This is a genomic window from Glutamicibacter sp., assembly GCF_035257265.1.
GTDB lineage: Bacteria > Actinomycetota > Actinomycetes > Actinomycetales > Micrococcaceae > Glutamicibacter.
This window is the reverse complement of sequence record NZ_DATEXC010000030.1, coordinates 62,627-80,896: the sequence shown is the minus strand read 5'-3', so window position 1 is coordinate 80,896 and position 18,270 is coordinate 62,627. Positions and strand designations below refer to the sequence as shown.

Here is an 18,270-nt window from a genome sequence, read left to right as displayed (position 1 = left end):
CGGTATTCGCGTCCGTGTTCGCATCAGCGTTATCCGTCGTGTTCACATCGGTGTTCGCATCGGTATTCGCGTCCGTGTTCGCATCCGTGTTCGCATCAGCGTTATCCGTCGTGTTCACATCGGTGTTCGCATCGGTATTCGCATCCGTGTTCGCATCCGTGTTCGCATCAGCGTTATCCGTGGTGTTCACATCGGTATTCGCATCCGTGTTCGCATCGGTATTAGCCTCAGTGTTCGCGGCGGTGTTATCTGCAGTGCTATCAGCCGCAGTGAAATTCACCGCGTCTTCAGTAGCACCATCAGTAGCAGTCACTTCATGCGAACCAGCTTCAACGCCAACAAAGGTGTAAGTCCACGTACCGTCGTCGCCAACAGTGACCTTATCCGGAGTGCCACCATCAATAGCTACGTCTAGCTCAACACCAGGCTCGCCAGTACCCGTAACTTCTACGTCACCAGCAGGAACTTCCGAATCCTCAGCAGGAGTCAATATATCGACAACGGCCACTGCGGGCGCTTCAGCTGCTGCACGAACAGCCGAGGTACCCAGGTCAACGCCAACAGCCGAGGCACCAAGAATTGGCAAAACCTCTATCGAGAGCGCGGTTACGTAGTTCAGTTCACCGTCTACAGCTGGTTCTACAACCTGCGCTGCAGCCGGAGCAGCAACATCTGCGGTCGACGCTGGAACAGTCACTTCAGTCGAAGCTACGGTGCCCTGTTCGTTGATGGTGATTTCCAGAACCTCTTTAAGGAGCGGCTCGACTGCACCATTAACTACTGGCGCGACAACTCCAGTGACCAGCGCTTTGATACCGTCTGGGTAGCCATCAAGCAGTGCGTTCACGCTCTGGAAGGCTGGGCCTGTTACTCCAAGAACTAGTTCAAGAACACTGTCGAGCAGCGATCCAATGTTGATGCCGCCGAGACCGGGCAGGAGCGTCAAGTCATTTGCAAGAACGAAAGCGTCGGTGTTGCCATTGAGCAGGTCGCTCAATGAGCCACTAATATCAACTCCACCTGTAACGAGATCAGCGCCGAGCACCACAGCATCGGCGTCTGCAGTCAGCGTGAAGCTTGCTTCAGCAAGGATTTCGTTGACTGCACCAGTGAGGTTAGCGGTGACTTCGTTCAGCAATCCGGTCAGTTCAGCCGTAATCAGCGCCGCAGTAGCGTCGTCCAGCAACGGAGTGTTTTTAGGCTGGTCGTTCAGCCCGCCCGCAATGATCTTGGACAAATCAATGTTTACTGTGCCTTCGCCCAAGTTCAGCGAAACCGCACCGGTGTCGGAAACCAGTTCTTGAGCAAGTACGGTGCTCAGGGTGCCGGTAACATCATCTAGGCCGTTGACAACCAGATTGGAGTTCGACAGGCCTATCTGCGCAAGGAGCAGATTTATATTGACAGCGTTTAGCGAGCTGCTGATCGTATCGGTCAGTCCACCGGCGCCAGCAATTCCGTCCAGCGCATTTCCGAGAGCGGTAGTAGTGGTGGTCAGGTCTGCGCTCAGCTGGGAGATCAGCGGGCTATGCAGGTCTACAGTCGCGGAAGCGATCTTGTATTCGTGTGTCGGGTCTGCGCCATCCGTGCGCTCGGTGGTGGAGCCGAGTGCGCCCAGCTGAAGTTCAGCAACATCGAGGACTTCATTGGTCAGACCGGCTACACCAACTTGGCTGAACAGCTTAGTCAGGTCGATAGAAGCTAGTTCTGCGGTATTGCCGTCAACTGCCAAGCCACCGTCGCCGCCCAAGACGCCGGCAGAAGCCTTCGCATGGGTAGCGGTGTCCGCGCTTGCGTGGGAGGACATTGCTCCAGCTTGTCCCAGCTGGATAAGGCCAGTTCCATCGTCACCGATGACTGGTAGCTCTAGGGTGCCCAGCTCGATACCTAGCAGTCCACTAAGCAGTTCAAGATTCAGTGGGTTCGTCTGAGTTGCAGACGAACTTGGGTTTGCTGAGTAGGAGTAACCGGCATCGGCAACGTCCAAGCCAAGTCCGTCGACGTTGATGACCTGGCCGAATGCTTCCGAATCATCCGCAGGAGCAGCAAAAGCCGCAGTCACAGAAGGTGCAGTAAAAAGGCTGGCCACAACTGCGCCGGCAAGTACACGGCGAGCAGCGCGCGGGCCTGATCTCTGCTTAGTAGGGGTTTGCTTCGCTTGCACCGATGTCCTCCATGATTAGCTAAGTGATCCGGGCGAGACTAAATATGCCCAACTTTGACCTTATGTTCGATAAACACGAACTCACAGGTTATGTTCAGCCATTTCTGGGCAAATTCAGGTCAAACTTATGAGCTGAACGGCTATAAAAAAAGAACTAGTAGGCGAACTGGGCAGTAACTTAGCTCACTAAAAGGCCTATTTTTCGGTATTTTGCAGAAAAATTCGATTCAATTCATCGAAAAATTGGTGAGTGTATTAGCTCGCAAATTGATCGACTATGACCTTGTCGGTTACAAAAAGTGGCCGAATGGCCATATGATAAAGCCAGCTGAAGAAATGAAATGCACGTGGGGACGTGTTGGGGTCGTTCAATGCTGTCGTATTCGTTGCATTTTGAGGCAAAGGTGGTCCCCAATGAGCAAGATTAGGGTTCATTTGGCAGATAGCGATCATTTTTCGCGAGCCGGAATTTCAGGCGTTTTAGCTCTGGCCGACGATATTGTCATCGAAAAAATTACGGATTCAATGGCCGGCGCAGTATCCGCGTCTTCGGAGCACCGCCCCGACATTGTCCTTCTTGAAGCGTCATTAAACGGTAATGATATCTATCGGGCGATCCAGTCGATCGTCACCGAATCACCAAATACCAGAGTCGCCGTATTAGCAACTAAATATGACCGCACCGAAACCCTGCTCACTTATTCTGCAGGGAGTTCGGCATTGATTTCCAAAAGCTCGATCAGTGAAGAATTACCCAGCACACTTCGTCTGATCGCAACTGGATACAAAATTTTCGCAGTACCAGATGACGGCTGGGAAATGGTTTCGCTTTCTCCTCACCGGACTCAGAATCAGAGCATCATCGAAGCGCTCAATGACCGGGACCGGCGGCTGATCTATTCCGTGGCGGCCGGCCTCACCAATACACAGATTTCTCGTACCCTGCATATTTCCGAAGGATCTGTAAAACTTCACTTAGCACGTTTAATGGACGAGCTTAATGTCAGCAACCGGGTTCAGCTTGCGGTGATCGCCACGGAGAATGGTTTGATTACTTCCGCTGACCTGAAAACGGCCTAATAAACGGTTCGTAGCTGCGTGGCTGGAATCCACATTTCTTCACCATCACGTTCAATTTGCCGCCACGCACCTTGACGCGCCACAATAATCACCGCCGTATCTGACTGCAAAATGCGCGCTAATGAGTGATGATCTCCAGGTCCACGGCGAGCGTTGAGCCGGATGGTGGTTAATGCACGCTGATTCGGTACAGCAATCAGCCCACCTTTAGCGGGGCGTGAGGGCAGAGTCTGCAAATACATGCTCGGCACCCAGCCCAACAGCTGTCCGAATTGCACTTGTGACCACAACCCTTGCTGCAGAACCATGCGCACCTTGCTCGCCTGCTCAATCACCTTGAGCACTGGATAACCGGTGCCGCTTCCTTTGCGAAGGTTCAGTGTAGCGGTGGTGACGTGGGTGGCTTCGATCAACGAATAACGCGAAAGCACCCGTGGGCTTTGCTCGTCTTCGCTCTGGCCTTCAATTTTTTCGTCAAAGGCTGACGGAATCGGCTCCAGGTAAATATTTGGTAGCCAGCCATAGATGCGGTGAACATATACGTGAGCCCAGGACCCTCGCACTTCAACGAGCGCAATTTCAGTTCCGGTGCTCAGATTGCTCTGAACAAGGTAGTGTCGCCCGGCACCCTTGCGTAGTTTCAGCTCTGCCGTCGTGCGGTGCGTATGCGTCGGTGACGACGTCCGAGCCGAAGGATGCGGATAACCCAATTGGTTCACAACCACCTCGATATAGAAAAACTTAAGGAACCAGCAAGTAGCTGATTCCCTAAGTTTATTTCATGTTTGAAGAGTTTTTCTCTTCTTGTGGTTTTATTCGCCTGCCGGTGGGCGTGAGCCGAGCTCACGGTCCAGTCGCAGGATGCCGCTTCCGTCATCCCCGACAAGCTTCAGACGGTCCAGAATCTCGGATACGGTGGCCTCTTCTTCGACCTGTTCCTCGATAAACCAGTTCAGCATCGGGATCGAATCGATGTCATCCTCGGTCTGCGCCAGTCGGTACAGTTCACGGATTGCTTCCGAAACTTTCCGTTCGTGAGCCAAAGACACTGCGAAGGCGTCAGCAACGGTTTTGACGTTCATCTGCGGTGCCGGCTGCTCACCGATGGTTGGGTGTGCGTCACGGTCGGTCATATGAGTCATGAACTTTTCCGCGTGCACGATTTCTTCGGCTGCCTGCGCACGGAACCAACCGGCAATGCCGGAAAGGCTCATGACATCCATCTCCACTGCCAGCTGACGGTAAACGGTCGCAGCGGTCAATTCGAGAGTTAACTGAGTGTTGAAGGCTTCTGCAAGTTTTCCTGTAAGTTCCATGACTAAAGACTACGACTCATTTTCCTACTTGTCATCGAAGTTCGGACACACTAATTAGCAGAGTAATTAGCGAACACTTTTGAGTTGACCAGTAGTTAATTGAGCCGATGCTAACCAAGGTTAGGGCAACCGAACAGATTTGCCGGGCTTACTTTCCCAACCCCGCACGTCGCAATGCTTCGGCCATCGCGGTGTTTCCGCTCGGCGCTGGAGCTGCCTGGCGTCCCGCCTTTGGGGCGCGGTCCGCTCGAGTCTTCGCTCCAGCGTTGGGACGTTGTCCAGTACGAGCTTTGGACGGCTCCGAAACAGTTTTCTCTCCGGGCAGTTCGTCATCCAAACGCAAGGTCAAAGAAATTCGCTTACGAGCAGCATCAACTTCAAGGACCTTCACTTTAACTATCTGCCCCGAGCTGACCACTTCGCGCGGATCCGAAATGAACTTAGTGCTCATTGCCGAGACATGGATCAGTCCGTCCTGGTGCACACCCAAATCGACAAAGGCGCCGAAGGCCGCCACATTGGAGACCGTACCTTCCATGATCATCCCCGGCAGCACATCGGAGAGTTTCTCCACGCCCTCACGCAGCGCAGCGGTCACAAATTCGCCACGCGGGTCACGAGCGGGACGGCGTAGTTCTGCAATCACATCGCGAATGGTTGGTTCACCGAATTGTTCGGTGGTAAATTCCGCTGGATCTAATTCTTCTAAGCGTCGCCCACGGCTCTCTGCCGCTTGTTGCAAACTCTTGGCCAATGTATAAGCTTCCGGGTGCACCGAGGACGCATCCAGCTTTTCCTTGCCACCGGTGATGCGCAAGAACCCGGCACACTGCTCATAGGCTTTGGCGCCCAAGCGAGGAACCTTCAGCAGCTCGCGTCGCGTAGCAAAAGCACCGTTAGCATTTCGGTGGTCCACAATGTTCCTGCTCAATAGTGGACCTACACCGGCAACACGTGAGAGCAATGCCGGGGAGGCGGTGTTAACATCCACGCCCACCGCGTTCACACAGTCTTCAACCACCGCGTCCAGTGCCCGGTCTAGCTTTGTCGCACTCACATCGTGCTGGTACTGACCCACCCCAATGGATTTTGGATCAATTTTCACCAGCTCCGCGAGAGGGTCCTGCAAGCGGCGGGCGATAGATACCGCCCCGCGGATTGAGACATCTAGATCTGGTAATTCTTGGCTGGCAAGTTCGGAAGCCGAGTACACCGAGGCGCCTGCCTCGGAAACGATGACCTTGGACAGCTCTTTACCGCCCAGAGCCTTGATCACTTCAGCCGCCAGGCGGTCCGTCTCACGACCGGCCGTGCCATTACCTACAGCAATCAGCGAGGTGCCGTGTTTCTGCGCCAGCTTGGTGAGCGTCTTAACCGATTCATCCCATTTGTTGGCGGGTGCATGCGGGTAGATCGTGGCAATGTCCACAACCTTGCCAGTCAGGTCCACCACTGCCACCTTCACCCCGGTACGCAGTCCCGGGTCAAGGCCAAGCACTGCCTTATTTCCGGCCGGCGCAGCCAGCAGGACATCGCGGAGATTAGCAGCAAAGATCTTGACCGATTCATCCTCGGCAGCATCAAAGAGGCGAGCCCGAAGATCTGATTCAAAACGAGTTAGTAAGCGGGCTTTCCACGCTAGACGTACTGTCTGCTGCAGCCAGCTTGCTGCCGGTGAGTCGCCACCGGTGCTGATGCCCAAGGACGCAGAGATAGCGTTCTCGTACCCGGCACGAGCGTGCGCTAAGGCTTGGTCATCGCGCGGGTCCGCCTCGGCAAACTGAAGCTTCAGCACCCCATCACGCTCCCCACGCAGTAGCGCGAGCACCCGGTGTGAAGGCAAGGAATCCAGCGCCGCTACATAGTCCAAGTAGTCCTTGTACTTTCCTTGAGCCTCCGCGGTCGCAGTAGCTGCGGGGCTGGCCCCGATCCTGCCGGTTTTCCAGAGGCGCTCACGCAACTCGGGTGCGAGCACGATATCTTGCGAGACTCGTTCGGTCACAATCGAGCGCGCACCGGAGAGCGCGTCTAACTCGGTAGCAAAACCGGCCTCTGCGTTCAGGTACTCCCCCGCTGCAACCTGCGGATCGGTGTTGGGATTGGCTAGGAGTAGATCTGCCAAAGGTTCAAGACCCGCTTCTCGCGCAATCTGAGCCTTGGTGCGGCGCTTGGATTTGAACGGAAGATAGATGTCTTCCAATTCGGCCTTGGTCACTGCGGCGGTGATGGCTGAATCTAGTTCGCCGGTGAGTTTTCCGACTTCGATAATTGCTTCGCGGACCGTCACGCGGCGTTCTTCAAGTTCACGCAGGTAGCGCAGCCGCTCTTCGAGAAGGCGCAGTTGAGTATCGGAGAGCATGCCAGTGACTTCTTTACGGTATCTGGCGATGAACGGAACTGTGGATCCGGAGTCCAAAAGTTCAACGGCGGCTTTGGCCTGCCAGATAGCTACTGTGCTGTCGCCAGATAGTTCGATGGCCAGCTGTTCAAGGATTCTCTGCTCTGTGCTACTCACCGAACCATTGTGCCTCACACAGCTTATTCTTCAGATGATCGACTCGGTTGACACCCAGCTGATCCTAAAACTTGGACGTTAGACTTGGTAACTATGGGGAGTGTAACTATTCGAAAAACTGCTGCGATACTTGCCGTATCGTCGCTCGCAGCGTTGACCGCAGGTTGTTCCGTTTTAGAGGACACCGCGTCGTCAGCCGCCACACAGCTAACCGATGCTGCCGCGAAGGAAATGGTACGCCAGGCGTGCGCTCCAATTCAGGACGGAACCATTGACGCCGGAGAGTTGCGCGTGCTGGGTTCCATCATTACTTCGGTCGAGGGTGGTGGGTTGCCACAATCCATGATTGATATTCTCAACGAGCTAGCGAGCGCCGGAGATCAGGCCCCGCGTGCGCTGCAGGATCGGCTAGTTAACGCCTGCGAGGATTCCAACGCGGCAGGTAACTAACCCCGCGGTGATCTAGACTTTTGAATCATGGTCGAAATTCCCACTCGCGGTAAGGTCCGTCTCGATGCGTGGCTTTGGGCCGTGCGTATCTATAAAACGCGTTCGGCCGCGACGACTGCCTGCCGGGCTGGACACGTTCGGCTTAACGGGGATCCGGTCAAAGCCTCCCAAATTGTTGTTCCTGGAGATCGCATCCGTGTACGCAAAGACGGTTGGGACCGGGAACTGGAAGTCACCGGGCTCATTTCCAAACGTGTCGGTGCCCCGGTAGCGGTTAAATGCTATCTGGACCATACTCCGCCGCGTGAAAAGGTAGTCGTCCCGCAAGTTCCCATACGGGACAGAGGAGCCGGACGCCCCACCAAGAAGGACCGCCGCGAAATGGATCGCCTGCGCTCCTCTTGGTTGGACACCGAGGACTAGCTCAGCGTAATGGCGGGAACATCCGTCTCAAATTCGAAGATTTGTGCGTAGAACGCCAATGAACTTTCCAAGGCCTTGATGATGTTGGCCGACTGCCGGAAGCCGTGCTGTTCACCAGCAAACAGGATGTAGGCATGCGGAATTCCACGCTTTGCTAAGGCGTCGGCGACCACTTGTGATTGTGCCGGCGGTACCACCTTGTCCTCGTCACCTTGCAAGAGCAACACCGGGCAGGAAATCTTCTCCACATGGTTGATCGGAGCCCGCTTTTCATAGAGATCAGCAGCCTCCGGATACGGACCGACAAGCGAAAACATGTACTGGGACTCGAAGTCATGGGTATCTTGAACCAGTCCCACTAAGTCCGAGACACCATAACGGCTGATCCCAGCGGTAAACACGTCGGAGAATGTCAGCGCACACAGCACGGTCCATCCGCCGGCGCTTCCGCCTTCGATACCTATCCGCTGCGGGTCTGCCAGCCCCCGGTTGATGAGCGCCTTGATCACCGTGACGGTATCGGCAACGTCAACAACACCCCATGCCCCGCGTAGTCGATTACGGTAGTTGCGTCCGTATCCGGTGGAGCCACCGTAGTTCACATCCACTACCCCGATACCGCGTGATGTGTAGTAGGCAATGGAGGTGCTCAATGTGGCCACGGCCTGGCTGGTAGGTCCACCGTGAACGAAGGTTACATACGGTGGGAGTTCCCCTTCAAGCCCGGCGTAGCCAACTTGGCGAGGTTTGTAGAGCAGCGCGTGCACAGCCTGGCCCGCCTCATTAACACACTCAAACTCTTCGACCTCCGGAAGCATTTGCGGGTCTGGCAGCTGCTCGATGGATCGGGTTACGCAGCTGTGCTCTAGAGTTTCGATATTGATCAAGGAGATTTCTTCTCCATTGGTCAACGAGGACGTTCGGGCCAGTAACCAATCGCCGTCAAGATCCAGCGGACGCACCCGGGCAAAAGGCAAATCTAGATCCTCTAGTCCCCCGGTGGTGGTGTGAACCCGTGCAAGCTTAGTAGTTCCGGTTCCATAGGAGCAGAGCAGAGTCTGCGGGTTTTGGCTTAGGTACCATCCGGTGCCTACCTGCCATAGTGGGCCGGCAAATTCTGCAGCGCGGTCAACCAGTCGGACGGTACGTCCCGAGCTGAGCTGGTAGGTGTAAGGATTCCACCAACCAGAGGAGTCTGAGATAAATGCCAGGCGGTCATCATCAGCCCATTCGGGCTGCAGTACCGATATGTCTGGTCCTCCGGCAATGACCGTGTCTTGCAAGAAACCTTGCATGGAATATTCTGCGAGGTGAAGTTCGGTGCTGTCCCATGGCATATTTGGGTGTTCCCAGCTAATCCAAGTCAACTGCTCACCGTTAGGGCTCAACCGTGGACCGGCAACAAAGCGCGCGGGAGAACTGAGCAGTCGAATCGCTGCGAGATCTTCGCTAGCACTGCCATCAAGAGGAATTTCCACGATATGGCGGACTGGTTCACCGCGTAAATCTTCCATAATCGCCAGGACATGCCCTGCCGGGCCGGGAACAAATTCTGCGAAACGCAGCGCAGGGTCCGAATCGACCATGCTCTGCGGGGTCAAGGCAATCGGGGTTTCGTCTGCCAACAGCTGCAGATACACTCGCTGATCGCTGAAGTTGGCGAAGACTACCGCAGGTACATCCCCCGCTAACAGCAGCCAGCTAGCGCCGCCGTATTCGTGCACTCGCGAACGCACGTTATAGGGAGCATCAATAAGGGTTCGTCCCGCTTCAGGGCTGTGGCGGTCATACTCCACCAGGGTCATCCGACCGCCCTCGGAAGGCAGGCCTTCTTGCACAATGAGTTTGTCGCCGAAGAAGGAAGCGGCACCCAAAGGTTTAGTACCGGCCGCGACTTGCTCGGCTGAGATAGTTGACGGCCAGGATCCATAAGGCATGTGCTGAGGCATGTGTTAGATACTAGTCACATATTCTGCTCAGAACGACCCTCGACAAGCCATAACACGGTGCGCTTGGATGGAGCTATGGCTAAATTTGTGCTGTTTTTACGCGGAGTAAACGTCGGTGGGGTCAAGATTCTGATGAAAGATCTTGCTTCGCTGCTCAGCGATGCCGGATACCGCCAGGTAAAAACGGTACTCGCCAGTGGCAACGCGATCATGGAGGCTCCACACGATGACGCGTCACTGCTTCGTGAGCATTGCGAAGCACTATTGGCTCAACATTATTCTCGTGCGATTCCCTGTCTAGTCTTCACCGCGCAGGAGGTCCATGAGCTTTCTGAGGACTTCCCGGTGCAACTACCGGATACCAATCACGAATATCACCGATACCTTAGCCTGTGCACCAGTCAGGAGGATTCCCAGCAACTTCAGCTTGCGGCGACTGCGCTGGATCCGGCACAGCAAACGGCCCTTCGCGGCCGAGCACTGTGCTGGGTGAGTCCGAAAGGGCAAAGCTTAGAGACTCCGGTAGCAAAATTGGTGGCCGCTCAGTCCCGCAAGTACCTGATCACCACGCGGAACCTGAATACCTTAGTAAAACTTTCGACAATTATTCGAGCGCAGTAGTTCCGAGCATAATTAGCTCTGCTGTTTCCATTTCAACTCGCTGAAGGCCACTTCCATGCTCATTGTCTTCGATCTCGTTGGCATTTTCTTCTTTGCGGTCGCTGGGTCGCTGATGGCTGCGCGCCGCGGTTTCGACATCCTCGGTTCGTTGTTCTTAGGTGGCGTCACCGGCTTAGGCGGCGGCGTAGTTCGCGATTTGATCCTTAACGAATCCCCCGCAACGTTTGCGCACCCAATATATTTTGCGCCACCGGTACTCGCCGCATTATTGGTCTACGGCTTTACCCCGGCTATTCAGAAACTTCACCGTTTGGTGCTGGTCTTTGACGCGGCCGGGTTAGCCCTGTTCTGTGTCACTGGCACCATGAAGGCGCTGCAGCATAACTTCAACCCGGTGACCGCGGTACTGCTAGGAGTCATCTCAGGAGTCGGGGGTGGCCTCTTACGCGACGTGATTTCCAACGTCACCCCAGATTTGTTTAACCCGCGCGATATCTATGCGATTGCCGCGATGTTCGGCGGCACGCTCACCGCAGTGTTCTGGAGCCTAGAGCTATTCAACCCGGTGGTTGTGGTGGCTATTGCGGCGCTCACCTTCGCCATTCGTCTGGCCTCGTTGAAGTTTGGCTGGCGGATTCCGCTGGCTGCCGGTCATTGGTATCGCCCCAGCCCGAGCGCTCCGCCGCATGACGGGCCACAGCGACATTTCTAGGCGTTGCTACTGAACGCGTTCGAGTCTTCCCTCGCCCTCCGCGCCCGGAGCCGTATCTTCGATGGTGCGTGGCGGGTTGATGATAATTGCACCCACCAACATCACCACGATGCATACACCTAGCATCGAGAAGGCCGCTGCCCAGGAGCCGCTGGCCTGCTGGACTATGCCAAATAGCATCGGCACAACCGCTGCACCGGCATAACCTAAACCTTGAGCAAAACCGGAGAGCACCCCGGAACCGTAGGTGGTGCGCGAGCGCAGATTCATCATCAGCAACGCGATTGCGAAGGTTCCCTGTCCGAGCCCTGCCATGGAAACCCAGAACCAGGTTCCAGAGGTTGGTGAAAGGTAAATTCCCAGGTGGCCCACGATCCAGCAGGCGGTAAAAACACCCACTGCGATGATCGGGTTTTTTAACCGTGGAACCCATAGCGGAACCAGCAAGCTCACCGGGAGTCCCAGGATCGCGAACAGTGCCAGCATATTGCCGCTGCTGGCTTCGCTGAGCCCCTGTGCGTGAAGGTATGGCGGAAGCCAGGTGAAGTAGACGTAGGTCTGTGCGGAGTTCCCAGCAAGGAAGATCGCCAGTCCCCAGGCCACCTTGGATTTCCAGGGGTTGATTCGCACAATGTCATGCCCACCCACCGCTGGCAGTTGAGTCTCGGGACGCTGCACACGGCGGTCAGCAAATAGCTGCACGATCCAGGGGATCAGCACGATGGAAGACAGCAGCGCCCAAGAACCAATAGACGTTTTCCAGTTGCCGATATTGGCGAAAGGAACCGAAAATTGCGGGGCCAGCCAGGTGCCGATGGCAATCATCGTGACATATCCGCTGGTGACCACGCCGATACGGTCCGGGAAGTACTTTTTGACCAACGGCGGAAGTACCACGTTGCCCATGCCGTAACCGGCCAGGGTGACGATGGAAAGCGCCAAGAACGGGTAAACATTTGGCATAAATGGACGTGCCAACTGCCCAACCACGGCTAAGCCCACGGAGACGATGAGGGTTCCCTCTAGGCCCCAGAGCCGAATCAGCCGCGGAGTGAGCAGTCCAAAAACTGCAAAGGAAATGGGGGCCAGCATAGCCAGCAGGCCAGTGGTGAATTCGGTGAATTCGATGTCTTGTTGGATCCGGGCCAATAATGGTGGCACCGAGACTACCGCCGCGCGCAGCGACAAAGCCATCAGCAGAATGCCAAGCAGCGCTCCGATACGACCTTTGAGTCGTTTATTTGCACCATCTGTGGCCATGTGACACGTCCCTGCGAGAATATTCGTTGAGTTACTTCAACTTTTTTAGTTGCGGAACTAAGTCTAGTAATTCTTGGAGCCGGCCATCAAAAGTACTCTGGTACCAGGAGCCCGGCGTGGCTAAATGGGCATAGAGTCCTTCACCAATCAGGATCACTAAATGAGCTATCGATTGGTCACCTACCTCGTCCAAGATCAGCTGGAACCACCGGGAGTGCACATCTTTTAACATCTCCGAGGCGCTGATGACACCGGCCTGGGCCAGACGTTGCACCGCCACTAAATGCCGGTCCAATTCGGTATCAACTTCTGCGGAAGTCCGCACGTAATAAACCGACGCACCTTCTGGGACTTCACTCATGCGGGTCAGATCCAACTGCACATGCTCTTCGGTTGATTCGATCACCCCGACGGCCAGCGCCTCCTTTGAAGCGAAGTGATAAAGCAGTCCCCCCTTGGACACTCCTGCTCGGCTTGCCGTGGCTTCCAAGGTTGCGGCGCGTTCGCCTTCTTCACAGAGCAGCGAAATATAGGCATCGAGGCATTTGCTGCGTGCCGCTGGTGGGCGAGCCATTGAACTCCTTCGTAAGACGGTGACGGATTTAACCTTACATTCGATGGTAACTATACCAACCGGACGGTATAGTTATGAACGAGGAACAACTTCTCCTCACTCAACACACAATTTTTAAAGGCCAATCCCATGAGCTCACAGATTACCGAACGCACCTTGACTCTGAGTCGTTCGCGCCGCTGGGCCGCTCTAGCAGTACTACTCTTTCCAGTACTCCTAATCTCAGTGGACAACACCGTACTGTCATTCGCAGTTCCCGCTATCTCGACTGCCTTGTCCCCGAGCGGGGCGCAGCTGTTGTGGATCATTGATATTTATCCATTGATCCTCGCGGGACTGCTAGTACCCATGGGGTTTTTAGGTGACCGGATTGGCCGACGAAAAGTTCTTTTGATCGGCGCCACCGGCTTTGCACTCATCTCCGCTCTAGCCGCCTTTGCCACCGACGCGTTCCAACTTGTGCTGGCACGAGCACTTCTGGGCGTCTTCGGGGCCATGCTCATGCCTGCCACGCTGTCGCTGATCCGCAACATCTTTCCTGATGCGAAAGAACGCCGCACCGCGATTGCCATCTGGGCGAGCGCCTTTTCCGGCGGCGCCGTGCTCGGTCCTATCGTCGGCGGGATCTTACTGGAACACTTCTGGTGGGGTTCGGTCTTCTTGCTAGCCGTCCCGATGCTTCTTCCACTGCTCGTTGGCGGACTCTTACTCCTGCCCGAATCCAAGGATCCAAACCCCGGGCGTGTTGATCCCTGGTCGATCGTCTTAGTGATCTTCACGCTGCTGCCATTTGTGTACGCGGTGAAATCCTTCACTACCGAACCTTTCTACATTGCGGTCGGTGCGTTGTCTTTGGCAATCGTCAGTGGAATCACCTTTGTACGAAGGCAATTGGTCTTAACAAACCCGATGATTGACGTGCGGCTCTTTTCAAATGGCGTGTTCTCCGGTGCGTTGACGGTGAACCTCATCGGAGTCTTCTCCCTGGTCGGCTTCATTTACTTCGTTTCCCAGCACCTGCAGCTGATCGCCGGATACAGTCCGCTTGAGGCGGGCCTGCTGATGACTCCCGGGCTCGTGCTGACCATGGCCTTCGGTTTACTTTCGGTTCCGCTGGCCGCCCGCTTCGGCGCGCCGGGCATTATGGTCGGAGGTCTGCTGCTCTCCGCGCTTGCCTACGCGCTAGTGGTCTTTGCAGGATCTTCTGGAGATGTCTTCTGGCTTATGGTGGCGTTCTGCATCTTGGGCATCGGTGTAGGCATGTCCGAGACCCTGTCTAACGACATGGTGCTCAGTGCGGTGCCCGCGGCGAAGTCCGGGGCCGCCTCGGCGATCTCCGAGACCGCATATGAGGTTGGCGCGGTGCTCGGCGTGGCAGTGCTCGGAACGATCCTGAACACCGTGTACGCGGCTCAATTGCGAGTTCCCGAGATTCTCACCGAGACGCAAGTCCACTTAGCTGGCGAAACTTTGAGCGGCGCACATCAAATTGCCCAAGGATTACCAGCCAGCCAAGCACAAGACCTTTTGGCCTCCGCAGCCCACGCTTTTGACAATGGAGTGCTCATTACCTCGAGCATCGCTGCGGTCTTAGCTCTGGTCGCCGCAATCGTGGTGGCGCGAATCATCAAACCCGCTACTCGGTGAACGAATTAGGACACTTTTTGAAAATCTTGATTAATTAGGTCAAAGATATTCAAAAGTTGCGAAACTCGACGTAGGCTAGGCAGTGTAGTTCCAAAGTAATTCGCGAAGAACCCTTTAGAAGTTTGTGAATGTCGATCCGCATGGTTGGCGCGAACCCCTTCTAGACGTGAAGTGAATGACTTGGCTGCTTCGTTAGATGGCGAAATTTCGGTTTCAAAGTCTCACGTGGATTACAACCAAGCTCACCGATAAGAACGGTGAGGAACGTCTGAAAGGACCAAAGAATATAATGGCAACCGGTATCGTCAAATGGTTTAACGCTGAAAAAGGCTTCGGATTCATCGCTCCAGACAGCGGAGATCCAGACGTCTTTGCTCACTTCTCCGCCATCCAGACCGAGGGATTCCGTTCCTTGGAAGAGGGCCAGAAGGTTGAGTTCGAAGTAGTTGAGGGCCCTAAGGGTCTTCAGGCAGCGGACATCCGCGGACTCTAAAGTTCTACGGCGAATAGCCTACAGACTTGAGCGATAACGTCGCCTTCCCAGAATCATCAGGGAAGGCGACGTTTTCACGTTAAACTCCATTCCCGGAATACTCCCGCACTTAGGTCGGTTGTACCCGGTGTGAAGCTTTCGATTCTTGATCTTGCCCCGGTTGCTCCTAACAGCACCATCTCCGACTCTTTTAAATCATCGGTACGGCTTGCGCAGCTTGCCGAACGCGCTGGTTATGAACGTGTTTGGTACGCCGAACACCACAACATGCCAACCATCGCCTCCAGCGCGACCTCGCTGCTTATCAGCCATGTAGCCCACCACACCGAAAAAATTCGTTTGGGTTCTGGTGGTGTGATGCTCCCGAATCATTCCCCCTTGGTGATCGCCGAACAATTTGGCACCCTGGCCGAGATCTTCGGAGATCGTATCGATCTAGGTCTGGGCCGTGCCCCCGGTACGGACATGACCACCTTGCGTGCGCTACGCCGCGAACCGTCGGCCTCTGATTCCTTCCCGCACGACGTGCTCGAGCTTCAGGCCTACCTGGCCGGTGAATCACGGGTGCCAACGGTGCAGGCAATCCCTGGCGCAGGAACTAACGTTCCGCTCTACATTTTGGGCTCATCTCTCTTTGGCGCTCAGCTCGCCGCGCAGTTTGGCCTGCCATATTCCTTCGCCTCGCACTTCGCCCCGGCGGCGCTGCATCAGGCGATAAAGACCTACCGCGAGCAGTTCAAGCCGTCGGCTCAGCTGGCCGAACCATATGTGATCGCCGGCGTGGGTGTGATCGCTGCGGACAGTGCAGCTGAAGCTCATGAATTGAAGGTACAGGCTGAACGCCAACGCGTGTCATCCTTCTTGGGCCGAAACGCCAAGAAGGAATTCACCGAGGCAGAGCTCGATATGGTGATGACTACCCCGCAGGCCGAACAGATCTTGGATATGATGCGCTATACCGCCATAGGTACCGGCGAACAGGTCGCCGAATACCTGCAGGAATTTGCGCTGAATGCTCAGGCTGATGAACTCATTACCGTGCATAGCCCGTTGCATGAAGAGGATCGATTGAAGTCGGTCCAGCTGACTGCGGACGCCTGCCAGCTGGTTAGCGCGGGCTAATACTGACCCAACGCTTGCACGCGAGCACCAACGCGATCACCAGCGTTACGGTGAGTACACCTTCTACGCCGATATACGCGTAGTGCCACAGTGATCCGCCATCGGAATTACCGGCGAGCACCGCATCGGTGCGTACCGAGAGTCCGGGGCGGATCACTGCCGCTTTAAGCAGCAACAAGAATCCAGCGATTCCCACGATCCACCACCAGGCACGGTCCATATGGCGTTTAAAGCTTCCTGCGAGCCAGCAGACAAAGAGCACAATTTCTACCGCGTTCATGGCGGTGAAGACTAACCGGCCAATCCCTAAGCCCAAGGGGATGGTGATTCCCGGAGCGGTGAACTTCAAGGGTGCTTCGATGAAGGAAATTCCAATAATCATTCCCAGCCATATTGCTGGAACGAGGATTCGGGCGGCAACCGCCCAAGTAGCGGCCCGTGAGGCCGCCAAAGTTGGGGAGGTACTCATGCTTTCTAGGCTACGCCGAAATTTTTCGCTCGCGGACCAGTGACGTGACCGACCAGCAGGTCAGCACGAGGGCCAGTAATGCGCAGAGAATGCTGAAGACTAAAATGCTTAACTCTTGGCCATAAACTCCCACGGCCCAGCCCAACGCGATCACCGGCAGTGCGCTGCCTAAGTAGGTCACCAGATAAATGGTGGAGACGGTCTGGGCGTGCAGTGACGCTGAGACGGCGTTGACCGCACCGCTGAATGCGGTTCTAAAAGCCATCCCCTGGCCTAGCCCAATGAGCGCCAGCGCGACGATAGCTGACCACAATGAACCATGTTCGGCGGCGATCACTAGCCCGATGGTGCTGGCTGCCAGAATCACTAACCCGACAGGCAGTAGGTGTTTTCCACCGCGGATAACCACCTGGGAGAGGGCCGAGACACCTAGGGGCAAGCCTGCGATGAGTCCGATCACCGGGAGGAAATCCAGCTCGAAGACCTGCGCGAAGTAGCCCGGTGCCAGCGACAAGGCAAAACCAAATACCGCAAAGCTCAAGAATCCGACCAGTGCACCCATCCAGAATTTTGCGCGCGCCTCTGCCGGGATGCCTAATCTGCGCGGTGCTAAGGCCCGATGGCGGTCTCCTCGTCCGGCCATTGCGATGGCCGGGCGTGCCTTCAACGCGACCAACGGGATCAGGGTTGCTAGGAGCAGTATTGCTTGGATAGTAAACACGGTGGTGCGCCCGCCAGGCAGCAGCGCAAGCACACCGCCAAGAACCGGACCGAAGGCCACACCACCAGAGGAGGCAAGCAATGTGAAGCGTGAGGCCCATTCGGGCTTATGCGGCAGCAACTCACGCAAGGCGGCAGCGCTGGCTCCGGTGGCGAGGGCCACGCCCGCTCCTTGCAATCCACGGCCCAAGCACAGTTCCCACAGGCTTGAGGCACTACCGAAGCTAATGGTTCCCACCAGGGAGACGATAATGGCGAGCACCAATGCGGCGCGGCGTCCGATGTGATCTGACCAGTGGCCCACGATGTAAAGGAAAAACATCAGTGAACAGACGTAGCTGGCGAAGGCAATGGTGGTGCCCATGGCACCAAGTGCGAGGTCCTGCTGTAGCTGGGGGTACAGCGGCGTGGCAAGGTTTGCGCCGACCAGCAGGGTGAAACTGACCAGCACCGTGATGCTTAACCGGGTATTGATCCCGGGATTCCATGAGCGCACGGTGGTTCGGGTCGGTTGCATGCGTAGTTCACTGATTACCGACATGTTTTCTCCGAAGCGGCGCGTGGTCCAAGGGATCTGGCCAGGTTGTTGCATTAGAAAGTTTTTTGCCGGCGGGGTTACTCGCTACCCCACCGGCTAGTTGAGCGATCTGTAAGAAAATGTCTACTGATCTAGACCGTTCACTCACAAATATCCGGCAAATCGGGGCAGCGGGTCTAAAAAGTTGTTAGAGTTTGAGCAAAATAATCAAAATATT

17 protein-coding genes are annotated in these 18,270 nt (G+C 55.6%); 8 read left to right on the top strand and 9 right to left on the bottom strand.

All coding sequences use genetic code 11. The features are described from left to right. Nucleotides 1-2,164, bottom strand: a 2,164-nt coding sequence (locus VJ369_RS07315; protein ID WP_324091431.1) for a choice-of-anchor G family protein, incomplete at its 3' end; no start/stop codon positions are given. A 414-nt stretch (nt 2,165-2,578) separates the two neighbouring features. Here VJ369_RS07315 and VJ369_RS07310 point away from each other — a divergent pair. Continuing rightward, on the top strand, nt 2,579-3,244 hold the full coding sequence (locus VJ369_RS07310; protein ID WP_324091430.1) for a response regulator transcription factor: 666 nt from the start codon (nt 2,579-2,581) through the stop codon (nt 3,242-3,244). On the opposite strand, the gene VJ369_RS07305 is transcribed toward VJ369_RS07310, so the two are convergent. The 3 genes from VJ369_RS07305 to VJ369_RS07295 all read right to left on the bottom strand — a co-directional run bounded on the left by VJ369_RS07305 (nt 3,241) and on the right by VJ369_RS07295 (nt 7,075). Continuing rightward, on the bottom strand, nt 3,241-3,963 hold the full coding sequence (locus tag VJ369_RS07305) for an SH3 domain-containing protein (RefSeq protein ID WP_324091429.1): 723 nt from the start codon (nt 3,961-3,963) through the stop codon (nt 3,241-3,243). The two genes, VJ369_RS07310 and VJ369_RS07305, sit on opposite strands and share 4 nt — an antisense overlap. A gap of 93 nt (nt 3,964-4,056) precedes the next feature. Then, complete coding sequence (locus VJ369_RS07300) at nt 4,057-4,560, bottom strand: ferritin (protein WP_324091428.1); 504 nt, start codon at nt 4,558-4,560, stop codon at nt 4,057-4,059. Between the two features lie 148 nt (nt 4,561-4,708). Next, on the bottom strand, nt 4,709-7,075 hold the full coding sequence (locus VJ369_RS07295; protein ID WP_414652629.1) for a Tex family protein: 2,367 nt from the start codon (nt 7,073-7,075) through the stop codon (nt 4,709-4,711). A 93-nt stretch (nt 7,076-7,168) separates the two neighbouring features. Between VJ369_RS07295 and VJ369_RS07290 the strand changes: the two genes are divergently transcribed. After that, the gene (locus VJ369_RS07290) at nt 7,169-7,525 is read left to right on the top strand and encodes a hypothetical protein (protein WP_324091427.1); all 357 of its coding nucleotides are present in this window, start codon (nt 7,169-7,171) and stop codon (nt 7,523-7,525) included. A gap of 27 nt (nt 7,526-7,552) precedes the next feature. Next, nucleotides 7,553-7,948 (top strand): RNA-binding S4 domain-containing protein, encoded by a 396-nt coding sequence (locus VJ369_RS07285; protein WP_324091426.1) that lies wholly within the window; start codon nt 7,553-7,555, stop codon nt 7,946-7,948. Here VJ369_RS07285 and VJ369_RS07280 read toward each other — a convergent pair. Beyond that, a complete protein-coding gene (locus VJ369_RS07280; RefSeq protein WP_324091425.1) occupies nt 7,945-9,897 on the bottom strand; it encodes a S9 family peptidase in 1,953 nt (650 codons plus the stop codon). The genes VJ369_RS07285 and VJ369_RS07280 overlap by 4 nt on opposite strands. A gap of 75 nt (nt 9,898-9,972) precedes the next feature. On the opposite strand from VJ369_RS07280, the gene VJ369_RS07275 reads away from it, so the two are divergent. Together VJ369_RS07275 and VJ369_RS07270 are read left to right on the top strand one after the other, a co-directional pair. Beyond that, nucleotides 9,973-10,518 carry a DUF1697 domain-containing protein gene (locus VJ369_RS07275; RefSeq protein ID WP_324091424.1) on the top strand — a complete coding sequence of 182 codons (546 nt, stop codon included), beginning with the start codon at nt 9,973-9,975 and terminating at the stop codon, nt 10,516-10,518. 55 nt (nt 10,519-10,573) lie between these two features. Next, a complete protein-coding gene (locus VJ369_RS07270) occupies nt 10,574-11,230 on the top strand; it encodes a trimeric intracellular cation channel family protein (RefSeq protein ID WP_324091423.1) in 657 nt (218 codons plus the stop codon). A gap of 6 nt (nt 11,231-11,236) precedes the next feature. Here the strand turns inward: VJ369_RS07270 and VJ369_RS07265 are convergent, their stop codons facing one another. Further along, nucleotides 11,237-12,490, bottom strand: coding sequence for a CynX/NimT family MFS transporter (locus VJ369_RS07265; protein ID WP_324091422.1), 1,254 nt, complete (start codon nt 12,488-12,490; stop codon nt 11,237-11,239). Nucleotides 12,491-12,521: 31 nt separating this feature from the next. Then, nucleotides 12,522-13,064, bottom strand: coding sequence for a TetR/AcrR family transcriptional regulator (locus VJ369_RS07260; protein WP_324091421.1), 543 nt, complete (start codon nt 13,062-13,064; stop codon nt 12,522-12,524). 129 nt (nt 13,065-13,193) lie between these two features. Between VJ369_RS07260 and VJ369_RS07255 the strand changes: the two genes are divergently transcribed. From VJ369_RS07255 to VJ369_RS07245, 3 genes are all read left to right on the top strand, one after another. Beyond that, nucleotides 13,194-14,711: an MFS transporter gene (locus VJ369_RS07255; protein ID WP_324091420.1), complete on the top strand. Its 1,518-nt coding sequence runs from the start codon at nt 13,194-13,196 to the stop codon at nt 14,709-14,711. A 289-nt stretch (nt 14,712-15,000) separates the two neighbouring features. Next, entirely contained in the window at nt 15,001-15,204 is a 204-nt protein-coding gene (locus tag VJ369_RS07250; RefSeq protein WP_096255687.1) for a cold-shock protein, read from the top strand. A 129-nt stretch (nt 15,205-15,333) separates the two neighbouring features. Next, complete coding sequence (locus tag VJ369_RS07245; protein WP_324091419.1) at nt 15,334-16,326, top strand: LLM class flavin-dependent oxidoreductase; 993 nt, start codon at nt 15,334-15,336, stop codon at nt 16,324-16,326. On the opposite strand, the gene VJ369_RS07240 is transcribed toward VJ369_RS07245, so the two are convergent. Together VJ369_RS07240 and VJ369_RS07235 are read right to left on the bottom strand one after the other, a co-directional pair. Beyond that, the gene (locus tag VJ369_RS07240) at nt 16,313-16,795 is read right to left on the bottom strand and encodes a hypothetical protein (RefSeq protein WP_324091418.1); all 483 of its coding nucleotides are present in this window, start codon (nt 16,793-16,795) and stop codon (nt 16,313-16,315) included. The genes VJ369_RS07245 and VJ369_RS07240 overlap by 14 nt on opposite strands. Before the next feature lie 10 nt (nt 16,796-16,805). Next, the gene (locus VJ369_RS07235; RefSeq protein ID WP_324091417.1) at nt 16,806-18,056 is read right to left on the bottom strand and encodes an MFS transporter; all 1,251 of its coding nucleotides are present in this window, start codon (nt 18,054-18,056) and stop codon (nt 16,806-16,808) included. Nucleotides 18,057-18,270 lie beyond the last annotated feature (214 nt).